Source organism: Moorena sp. SIO3E8, assembly GCF_010692445.1.
GTDB lineage: Bacteria > Cyanobacteriota > Cyanobacteriia > Cyanobacteriales > Coleofasciculaceae > Moorena > Moorena bouillonii.
The window spans coordinates 1-10,385 of record NZ_JAAHHM010000186.1 but is presented as its reverse complement, the minus strand read 5'-3'; the positions used below and the strand labels follow the sequence as shown (position 1 = coordinate 10,385).

Here is a 10,385-nt window from a genome sequence, read left to right as displayed (position 1 = left end):
GATGACGGTGGTAGCGAAGATGCATTGCCAGGAGGTAGCCATGCTTAAAGTCATTACCATGACTGGGGCTCTGCTCTTGTTAACAGGATGCGCCGTGGGCCCGGATTACCAGGCCCCGACGCCGCCGGAACTAATCGGGAGTCGGGAATCGGGAATCGGGAATCGGGAATCGGGAATCGGGAATCGGGAATCGGGAATCGGGAATCGGGAATCGGGAATCGGGAATCGGGAGTAGATGTAGATGTAGATGTAGATGTAGATGTAGATGTAGATGTAGATGTAGATGTAGATGTAGATGTAGATGTAGATGTAGATGTAGGGTGGGCAGTGCATCAGCAAGATCAAATCAGCAAGCCATAGTCTCAGTAAGCACTGCCCACCAGCAACGGATGAATCGGTGAGGTTTGAATCAGGATGGCGATGGCAATGGGTACATATAGCAGTACGCACTAAGGTTAGGACAACTCTTACCTCTAAAACCTTGTTAGAGTCAACTTCTGCCTTCTGCCCTCAGCATAGCTGCCTTGCGGGTAGCGCTATATATCTGACCGAAATTTTGGGTCTCAAGCCCCGTCCTTCTAGGACGGCTTTTGATTAAAATGTGATATAATAAACATGTAGAAAGCGCACAGGTAGGATTCGTCGGTACTGCCAATTTAAAATAACGAGCGTTTTGCGATACTAGTACACGAGGAGCGCGCATACCTCCCCAAAACGCATGGATCTTAACGGATACCGAAACACCAGTAAATAACCTTTTAAGACTAAACGTACCGTGGGGTTAGAAGTTACCGTAAGAAGAGTGGAGCCTTATTCAATAAGTTTTAACCCTTTTACCCATAGCCGACTAACCATAAAGGCGACCCTCTGATAAGGTTTCGTCTCCGGCACACGGGAACTGGGGAAACCCAACGCTTAGGGAGATAAGCCCACGCTCGTTTAGTTAAATTAGGCTCAATACTTAGTTTTTAAACGGGTATTTGGTTTAAGTACTGCCTTTGACGGATAACTAATTTAAAGGCGTGTCGTAGAACTAAGAATCCCCGCGCCTTTCGGCAAAGCCGGCGCTACGCGAACAGGCCGGGGAGTGTCAAATCAACCGGTAATGGTGGGCAAAATTCTGTGATCTAGAACTACTCCAGAGCATAATGGTGTTTTTGCCCACCCTACAAGCTCCTATTGATGGGAAGATTCAGCAACCCCATAATTCAACCTTGGCCTTTGGTCACGCTACGCGAACAACCTACTAACCTACCAACCTTCAACCTTCAACCTACCAACCTACCAACCTACCAACCTTCAACCTGCCAACCTTCAACCTTCAACCTTCAACCTTCAACCTCCTAACCTTCAACCAACACGTATCCATAATTCTCCAATCCCATCAATGCCTCTTTAAGCGTATCAAACGCCTTATCCTCAGATATTGACTCCAGTGTTACCGGATCTACTGGGCGCAATCTCTGCCATCGCTTTACTAAAGATGGCATCGACTGAGGGGAATCGAATAGGGGTAATAGACAAGAGGCAACTGCACTGTCTACCAGAGATTGAACTCCACTCACTGGCAGATACCTACTGATTTCAAAAGGCTGTAATTCAGTGATGGCTTTGAGCATGTCTTGTTTCACGTCTAGTATGTTCAGCTGAGGATGGAGATGTACCTTAGCCTTCTGCCAATCGGACAGTGTCCACTCGGAAATTGGGGTAAAGGATTGGCCTTGGTCCGGGTGTCCACACCAGAAATCCAGGAGCCGATGAACAGGATGTAATAGCTCAAACAAATGCAGTCGGTCTTCCACAGAAATATCTGGCAAGCTCATCGCTAAAAACACTGGCAAATTATCTGGTTCTTTGAATAGACTCATTAAATCCCATTGTCGCCAATGGACCATACTGATAAATTCTAGATTAGCCTCTCTTAAGCCAGCGAATAAATCAGGAATGGTGTAGCCTTTATCCCCTTGGAAAAGATAGTTCATTAAAACTCTCTCTTTTCCGTCTTCTCCCTCATATTTAGTAGGGTGCATCTCATATTTGTAAAAAAGATCGCAAGTCTCAGAAGTGTGGGGAGTGTGGGGAGTGTGGGGAGTGTGGGGAGTGTGGGGAGTGTGGGGAGTGTGGGGAGTGTGGGAATTTTCTCCCGAATTTTTGCCTAATTGCAAAACTGAGATGCACCCTATTTAGTATCCCATGTTCTAGCTTTTAGTTCAACATTATTTTTTAAAGCTTTCATCGTATCTAAAGCAATTTCAATTTCCATATCTTCGGGATTTTCATCAAATAATCCCATCACATGGAAGACTTCTTGGGCTCGAAAATACAAATGACGCTGATGTTTACTGTGTAGATTGCTGCGAATAATTCCCTCAGGCTTCAAAACCGCTTTCATGGCTTTCAGGGCAACGGCTGGATCAGGAAATAAATAAAGTAGCTCGTCGCAATTAATATAATCAAATTCCCAACCAGCGTTAGGTAATTCATAAACGGAGAGCTGATGAAATTCTGCTTCTTCAAACCCATAATGGCTTAATCGTTTACGGGCTAAATCCAGAGACTGCTCCGAGATATCAATCCCAATAATTTTGGCTCCAGGATTTGCTTCTGCTAAGGTTAATGTGCCGTATCCCGTGCCACAGCCAGCATCTAAGATGACTTTCTGGTCTGGATTAATGACTTGGTGATTCCTTAAATAATAGGGGGTGACTAAATTATGAAAATAAAGTAGGCTTAGCTGCTTTTTTGGGGAGCGGTCGATGGGAATTCTGGGATAGGGGCCAAAATCAAATTGTTGGCGAATTTTTTCTTGTAATTCAGCGGCGTTTGTATCCATAAGTAGGGAGTAGGGAGTAGGGAGTAGGGAGTAGGGAGTAGGGAGTAGGGAGTAGGGAATCGGGAGTCGGGAGTCGGGGCGAGATGAATGGGATTGACCTTGGCCAAAAGGCCACGCTACGCGAATGGTCACGCGGGGCGCGTTCGCTTCTGAGCTGAATTCCTACAAGCTCAATTATTAAAAGCCTTCACAATCTTGAAGATAAGCTTCATGATAAGTTTATCAAAAATTTATAAAAAATGTCCAGATTGTTTGGTAGTATGACCTAGGAAAATTAATCAGGGATTTAGATGGCTGAATTATCATCATCATTAGCTGTCACCAAAGGGATGGCTCAAAAATTAGCTATGACTACAGCATCAGCAGCATTGATGACTGTGGCAATGTCTAGTGCAGCCCAGGCAATTACACTAGTTAAAAATGTAGTTGTTAAGCCCCCCGTTGGTGAGGAACCTACTGCCCAACTTTGTCTTCCTTTTTGTGAAACTGGGGATTCCATTACCACAGATGTTGGGCGTAGAGTAGTAATTGAAAATAACATCGACAAGACCTTAACCAGTATCCTCTACACAATTCCTGCTGAAGAAGATGCAGCCTGGAGTAAGGAAAGTATTTCTGATATTTTCAGCGAACTCATCTTCTCTAAGGATATGAAAAAACTGTTGCTAACCTCAGGAAGTGTTGCTCCTGGTGAGGCAGTTCTTGCTTTTCGAGAAGCTGATCAAAATGTGATGTTTGACATTACCGTGTTTTATGACGGAGCCCCAGCTACCGTTCCAGAACCAACCACTCTATTAGGTCTATTAGCTGTTGGTGCCTTAACTGCTACCTCAGCTGTAGGGAGTAGGGAGTAGGGAGTAGGGAGCGGTGCGACCCGTGGCGAATTTAATTCGCCTACGGAAAGCGCACCGAGGGAATCGGGAATCGGGAATCGGGAATCGGGAATCGAGAAGAGTGGGGAGGATAAATGCGATTGACCTTGGCCAAAAGGCCACGCTACTCGAATGGCCACGCTTTCGGCAAAGCCCAGGCTGCGCGAACGCGAACGCTGCGTTTAGATATTCTTTGCTATTTGACCCAGTGGGCGGAATCGGCATCAGGCGTGGAACGGGCATCAGGCGTGGAACAGGCATCAGGCGTGGAACAGGCATCTTGCCTGTTAAAGTTTTCGAATCGGCTGTCTCAACCCTGGCCAAGACACGGAAAATCCGCGCGAGCCCGTGGGTGGTGCGTTACGGGACCGGCTATCTCAACCCTGGCCAAGACACGGAAAATCCGCGCGAGCCCGTCCCTAACGCACCCTACGCCACTTGTGCGATCGCTTCTTCAACTATTCTCGACTCCCGATTCCCGATTCCCGATTCCCGATTCCCGATTCCCGATTCCCGATTCCCGATTCCCGATTCCCGATTCCCGATTCCCGATTCCCTACTCCCTACTCCCTACTCCCTACTCCCTACTCCCTACTCCCTACTCCCATTACCAAGGATTCCCCACAATAGTAAACCATGCCCAATAGTAAGGATGGGATAGTTTCTTATTACTGTTATCCTTAAGCATCTCGACTTGAGCTAGTCTTAAGGCTTCTGCTTTTCTAGGAACTATATTTAAATGGTCATAAAATGACTTCAGGAGTTTAAACGTTCCATTTTGAGGCACTGCTAACAAACTAGCTAAAACCGATTGCACTTTGGCTTGATAGGCAAATCCAGCAAATCCTAATTCATACTGTTCATTGCCAAGGGCGGTATCACAAGCACTTAAAACCAATAAATTTACCGGTGGTTGCTCTAATCCTAGGGTTTCAAATTTTCCTAATCCTAACCGTTTTTTCCCGAACTGAATGTAGGAATCACTAGCATTAGACCGAAATTTACCATGGGTTCCTAAATGAAGGATATTAAAGGATTTATGATTAATTTCATCCTGAAGATTAGCCACGGTAAAGTTGTCGTTTTCTAGGGCTTTAGCTGACCAAGTATCCACAAGATGCTGGATTAGTTTGGGCACATAGGGTAAGTCTCGATGCTGGTCAAATTTTGCTGTACCCATCGCCAGCACTGGCGCATTTCTGACATCGGTATAGTGGGTATCGGTCAAGCTCAAACTAGGGACTAAACCAACACTGTATTTTTCTACAATAAAGCTTTTGCCATCATGGAGTGCTGCTAAGGGGAGAGACTGCAAGCTTTTATCCATCACAAACACCAAGTTATTGATGTTTTGTTCATCTAATGTCTTCTGGAGGGGTTTAATCAGTAATTGATAGAGTTGTTGGGATTTAGCTAAGTCTTCTGGTCGAAACACCCCTGCTCTGGGAGATGCTACACTATCCCGGAATGATTCAGCTAAGGCTAACACTTGCTCCCGGCTGGTATTAGCAATCCGTTTGTAGATCATGTTGCCTTGGCTAGTTACCAATACCAGTTCCAACGGAGCATTAGGCTTTGGCTCTACAATTACATTGGGATTGATGTTGAGGAATTCGGTTTTCAAGACAACGTCTCGTCCTGGTAAATTTCCAGAATTCCGAAAAAAGACATAGATCAGTGCTGGTCTAGCATCGGTAACGTTTTCAATTTCCTTGAGTTCTGTTTGAATGTCTTTTGCTGTTTTAATTTCAGGAACAGATGACTCCCCTTGACCGGTGGCTTCGGTGGCTTGACTGGTGACTTGACCGGTGACTTGACTGGTAAAATAATCCTCTAGTTGATAGACTAGCATTTCTTTGGACAATGCTTCAGTTTCTTCTATCATCACTGGTGGGAGTATTTCCTGTGGTAACTCAGGTAAATCTGGCTCAATATTGGTTACTTCAGTATTACTAGTATTATTACTAGTATTAGGAGATGACTGAGTAATTAGCTGAGTAATCAGTTGAATCTGACTGGGAAAATTCCCCTGAGTATAGGACTCCAGAAACCGTTGCGTTGGCAAAATCGAATTGTCGATGCCAGTGGTAATGGCTCCAGCGGTACCATTGAGGGTAGCATCCCCGACAGTAAAGGGTATGAAACTAGCTCCGCCATTATGTCGGATGATGACCGACCCTCCTGCCACTCCGCCGCTAGTGGAAATACTAGCTGTGGTCTGATTGCGATCGCTAAAAGTATCGGTAGCTCGGAAAAATCGACCAGCGGTAATATCCACATCACCACCACTACCGTTTTCTCCCCCTTGAGCATTAATCGCACTAACTTCCACATCCCCAATCGGGTCGATTAGCACATTTCCGCCATCCCCAACACTACCGCTAGTATTAATTACGCCAGTCTTGATGGTAGTGGAGGCATCGATAAGAAGATTACCACCACTAATACCAGAGGTGTGGAGGTTGTCTGTGAATACCTCTCCATTGCTAGCGGTAAGCTTAATATCGGAGCCATTGGTGATAATGTTCCCAACTGCAATGCTTTGATTGGCCTCTAGAGTAATCGAAGCATCGTCTATGCCTTGAATTGTGCCATTGCCAATGATGGCACCTGACCCGGCTGGGGATTGAATGGTTACTGGGTCTTGGAAAGTGACCCCAGTTTCAGCAATGGTGATGTTAGCGCTACTGTTAGGATTACCGATAGTGATAGCAGTAAAGCCATCCTGCAAGAGGTTGATTTCTTGGGAAGTTAGTGCTAAGGTTGATAAGTTGCCGGTATCACTGCCACCAATTGCGATCGCTTGATCAGCGCTGAACGGTTGTAATGTAATGGTGGCATTCCCTTGCACTATCTCGTTAAAGTTAATTTCATCAGCAGTTAGGGTAATATCTCCTAGGGGAATGGTGCTGCCCACTGCCTGATTCAACTCAATGGTGCCAGTGCCAGCATTAACACTCAGGTCTTGATTACCGTCAACAGTGCCATCAAAAGTGATGTTACCGGTAGTGCTGCTGATGATAGCGCTAATATTAGCACTAGTATTACCAAGATTAAGGGGTTTGAGGAAGCTAATGTTACCACTGTCAGAGGTAACTATGCTGTTGAGATTGATTTGAGTAGTGTTGAATTCCCCAATGGAGATATTGCCTGAACCCTGAGCACGGATGAGTTGATCAATAGTGATAGCACCAGGTATATCTTGTCCGAGACTAATGTTGCCATTATTAGCAGCGCTAATCCCATTCACACCAGCCACGGTAGTAATCACAGCATTGGGGTGTTGGAGGTTAAGGATAATATCGCCACTGTTGCGGGTAATAGCAGCAATATTTTTGACTTGAACATCTATACCATTAGCATCGGCGTAGCTAAATCCATTTTCAGCATCGAATAAAACTGCCCCTTGTTCCCCATCAATGGTTACTTCAGTCCCCAGATTATCAAAGATGGTACCAGCAGAGATAAATTGAGCTGTCTGATTATTAGCGAGTTGGACAGCAGGATTGGTGTCACTGCTGAGAAAGTGAATATCCCCGCCTCTGACAATAACATTGAGATTGGCCTGACTCAGGTCAAAGTTGCGGATTCTTACATCACCGGTAAATTCAGGATTGCCAATGGTTAAGGTACCGGAAGTGCCTAGAGCGAGATTATTGAGCAAATTCGCTGTGGTGATTTGGAAGGTGCCACCAGCATCTTTCCCTATGCCCAAAGTAGTATGAGGGTCTTTTGGTTGGATAGTGATGCTTTCAGCCATCAACTGGGAAATCACTTCAATCCCGCCAGCGGTAATCAAAACATCTTTAATTTTACTGACTTGTAAGGGTTGGTCGGGATTGCCGAGACTGACTTGACCATCGGTATCAATAACTAGAGTGCTGGGGCTGTTGATGGGATTTTTGATAGTAATGTTACCGTTAGTAGCTGTGATTGCGATCGCTCCCCCATTGCCCGATGCGGAATCAGCATTGATACCGCTACCCCCACTATTGATGAAGGTATCACCACCTCTGGTAATTAAAGTAACATTACCAGCACTCTCCCCACCCAATGAATCGATGCTAGGAATTTGAATAGTAGGTTGATTTGTAGGTAATTTACTATTGCCATCAGCAATTAGGGTAATATCCCCTCCGCTACCAGTATTATTGCTGGAAGTATCTAAGCGATTATTGTTAGTGACTTCGATAGTGCTGCGAGAGTCAATCAGGATTTGTGGGGAATTAGGATTATGATTACTATTACTTAAACCACCGGTCTTAATGGTGTCAACTTGAATTGCACCAGTGGTTAATGCAGTATTAGGCAGATACTGATTGGTTAACCTGACCAATCCATCCCGAGCTACGGTAATATCGCTAACTTTGATATCTGCACTGGTGAAATTACTGATAACAGTATTACTAAAATCAGGAACAAGATTACCTGAGGTGTTTCCTGGAATTCCTCCTAGTTGTGTCCAATCAATCCCAGCTCTAATATCTAAGGTGGGCTGATTAGCACCATCAATCACCAAATTGCTTTGGTCAGAGACAGTGACATTAGCGAGATTAGCCAGAAAAGGATCGGAGTTGGTGGGACTAATCTTAGGATTAGGGTCATCACTAGGATTAATCGCAATCTCGCCTAAGGTAACACTACCCCCTGCTAAAATATGTAAGGAAGCGCCTTGGTAGTTGCCTAGACTGACATCACCATTTGCTAGAATGATGGAATCATCAGGACTAATCCAATTCCCTGGACTACCATCTAATTGCTCGATCCGAAAACTAGCCCCTGTTTGATAGCGAGTACTTCCTTGTATGGGATTAGCGGAACGCAGTACCATGTTTCCACCAGAGAAGAAACCGCTAGCCTGATTATTGAAGGTTGAAATCTCGATGGCTTGATTCCCCTGGATGGATAAATTGCCGAGGGCTTCAGCAATAAAGGGGCGCGCTAGAGTATCATGCGATCGCACTGTATTGCCAGCCAACAGATTCAAATCCCCAGTAGTAAATAGCTGGCTTTCGACTAAAGTCAGATTATTAGCAGCTGAGAGTGTAGCAGTCTTAGCGTTTACCTCCCGAGCCACCACATCACCCCTTTCTATTGGTAAACCAGAATCCGCAAGCTCTACTTTCCCATCTGGCTTCACCACAATCGGTGTCTGTAACCCTTCAACTCCCCCGGTCAACAAGGTTGGTAAATCCTGAGGTGTAAATGGTAGCTGCTCCCCATCAGCCTCCGTTGGTAATTCAATTTCTATACTTAATAGGTGTCCTGGTTGGCTAATCCTAACTAAATTAGCACCATCTACAGCAGCCAGAGTAACCGTTCCGTTGGGAGCACTTACGTTTCCAGTAGTAATCACACTACCGCCGATTACGGTTAAATTATTCCCCTCTAGTACTTCCAGCTTACCAGCATTAATAATACTCCCTGCTTGATTCGAGTCAAAGGCCAAAGTCTTCGGATTACCGATTAAAGTTTGATAGTCATTTGACCCAAAGCTAGTCAACCAATTGTCTTGACCAAACCCAATCCGATTGGCTGTTGTTACCGTTAAATCAGCTGGGATATTCAACCGAGCATTAGCCCCAAACACCCATCCTGCTGGATTCATTAAAAATAAATTTGAGTTACCTCCAACTACCCGAATTAACCCGTCAACAATTGACGCTTCACCTCCAATCACCCGACCCACAATATTACGAATTTGGGGATTAGACAGAAACGTAACTGTCTGTTCTGCCGTCAGACCAAATGTTTCAAAACTATGGAATAAATTGGCGCTATCTCCGGAAACTGTACCCCCGTCAATCGTCAAATCCTTACCATCAATTGTAATACTAGTGCCCGTCCCATCTGCGGCTGGTATAATAGATTCAGCCTTAGCGACATGGACGGTATTTAGTATGGCTATACCTAAATAAATTTCTCCAACTAGAGAAAAAATTTTCCACAACCAGTTACTATGCCACCCAACAGCTTTCACGATTAGATGCTCCCACTAAACCAATAACCTACACCAATCACCTCAATTAATCATAACTTATTTAATCCCTACTTAATCGCTATTTAATTGCTAATTAATCCCACCACCTTAGGACAGTTAACTTGATAAATTTGAAGTTATCAAGCAAGATAGTCACAGGTCATAATTATTAGTCAGTTACTAAATTTAGCGAAGTGCCGAAATTATCATATTACTTACTTGTAATATTAATTGGTTAAAACAATCCGCCTCCCTTGTTTACTTCCTTTATTGGCGTGCTTGGCATTTTCGCGATTGATCAAACACCCCCCTTGATCAAATCTTACCATCATCAGACTGCTGGGAATACTATCCACCCTATCACTACACCAACCAAACTCGTAATCAGGGAAGGGATCTAACTTATGGGTAACTTATGGGTTGATCAGGGGAGGGATTGATTGGTTTTGGTCAATAGCATCAATAGGTAATTGACATCTGCATCATTATAATTAAATACCAACAATAAACTTTGTATAGTTAATTGTTATTAAGCCTAGACATAAGGATTCAGCCGTCAGCTATCAGCCCTTGGCTGATAGCTGATAGCTGATAGCTGATAGCTGATAGCTGATAGCTGATAGCTGATAGCTGATAGCTGATAGCTGATAGCTGATAGCTGATAGCTGATAGCTGATAGCTGATAGCTGATAGCTGATAG

Annotated in this window: 8 protein-coding genes; 3 read left to right on the top strand and 5 right to left on the bottom strand. The window is 44.5% G+C overall.

The window, feature by feature from the left end; translation table 11 throughout:
- Positions 1–105: 105 nt before the first annotated feature.
- Positions 106–450, bottom strand: a complete 345-nt coding sequence (locus F6K46_RS35485; RefSeq protein WP_293117897.1) for a hypothetical protein — start codon at positions 448–450, stop codon at positions 106–108.
- A 732-nt stretch (positions 451–1,182) separates the two neighbouring features.
- Between F6K46_RS35485 and F6K46_RS35480 the strand changes: the two genes are divergently transcribed.
- On the top strand, positions 1,183–1,347 hold the full coding sequence (locus F6K46_RS35480; protein WP_293066115.1) for a hypothetical protein: 165 nt from the start codon (positions 1,183–1,185) through the stop codon (positions 1,345–1,347).
- Here the strand turns inward: F6K46_RS35480 and F6K46_RS35475 are convergent.
- Positions 1,344–2,165: a hypothetical protein gene (locus tag F6K46_RS35475; RefSeq protein ID WP_293066113.1), complete on the bottom strand. Its 822-nt coding sequence runs from the start codon at positions 2,163–2,165 to the stop codon at positions 1,344–1,346. The genes F6K46_RS35480 and F6K46_RS35475 overlap by 4 nt on opposite strands.
- A 14-nt stretch (positions 2,166–2,179) precedes the next feature.
- Positions 2,180–2,965, bottom strand: a complete 786-nt coding sequence (locus F6K46_RS35470; protein WP_366510832.1) for a class I SAM-dependent methyltransferase — start codon at positions 2,963–2,965, stop codon at positions 2,180–2,182.
- A gap of 158 nt (positions 2,966–3,123) precedes the next feature.
- Here F6K46_RS35470 and F6K46_RS35465 point away from each other — a divergent pair, with 158 nt between their 5' ends.
- Positions 3,124–3,687 (top strand): PEP-CTERM sorting domain-containing protein, encoded by a 564-nt coding sequence (locus tag F6K46_RS35465; RefSeq protein ID WP_293066111.1) that lies wholly within the window; start codon positions 3,124–3,126, stop codon positions 3,685–3,687.
- Here F6K46_RS35465 and F6K46_RS35460 read toward each other — a convergent pair.
- On the bottom strand, positions 3,664–3,984 hold the full coding sequence (locus tag F6K46_RS35460) for a hypothetical protein (RefSeq protein ID WP_293066108.1): 321 nt from the start codon (positions 3,982–3,984) through the stop codon (positions 3,664–3,666). The two genes, F6K46_RS35465 and F6K46_RS35460, sit on opposite strands and share 24 nt — an antisense overlap.
- A 161-nt stretch (positions 3,985–4,145) precedes the next feature.
- Between F6K46_RS35460 and F6K46_RS35455 the strand changes: the two genes are divergently transcribed.
- On the top strand, positions 4,146–4,352 hold the full coding sequence (locus F6K46_RS35455; protein ID WP_293066105.1) for a hypothetical protein: 207 nt from the start codon (positions 4,146–4,148) through the stop codon (positions 4,350–4,352).
- Here the strand turns inward: F6K46_RS35455 and F6K46_RS35450 are convergent.
- Positions 4,313–9,685, bottom strand: a complete 5,373-nt coding sequence (locus F6K46_RS35450) for a CHAT domain-containing protein (protein ID WP_293066103.1) — start codon at positions 9,683–9,685, stop codon at positions 4,313–4,315. The genes F6K46_RS35455 and F6K46_RS35450 overlap by 40 nt on opposite strands.
- Positions 9,686–10,385: the final 700 nt, after the last annotated feature.

What these genes read in the sequence shown, in the direction of transcription:
- F6K46_RS35480 (WP_293066115.1), top strand. Translation starts at nt 1,183, where the DNA reads ATGGGAAGATTCAGCAACCCCATAATTCAACCTTGGCCTTTGGTCACG.
- F6K46_RS35465 (WP_293066111.1), top strand. Translation starts at nt 3,124, where the DNA reads ATGGCTGAATTATCATCATCATTAGCTGTCACCAAAGGGATGGCTCAA.
- F6K46_RS35460 (WP_293066108.1), bottom strand. Translation starts at nt 3,984, where the DNA reads ATGCCTGTTCCACGCCTGATGCCTGTTCCACGCCTGATGCCCGTTCCA.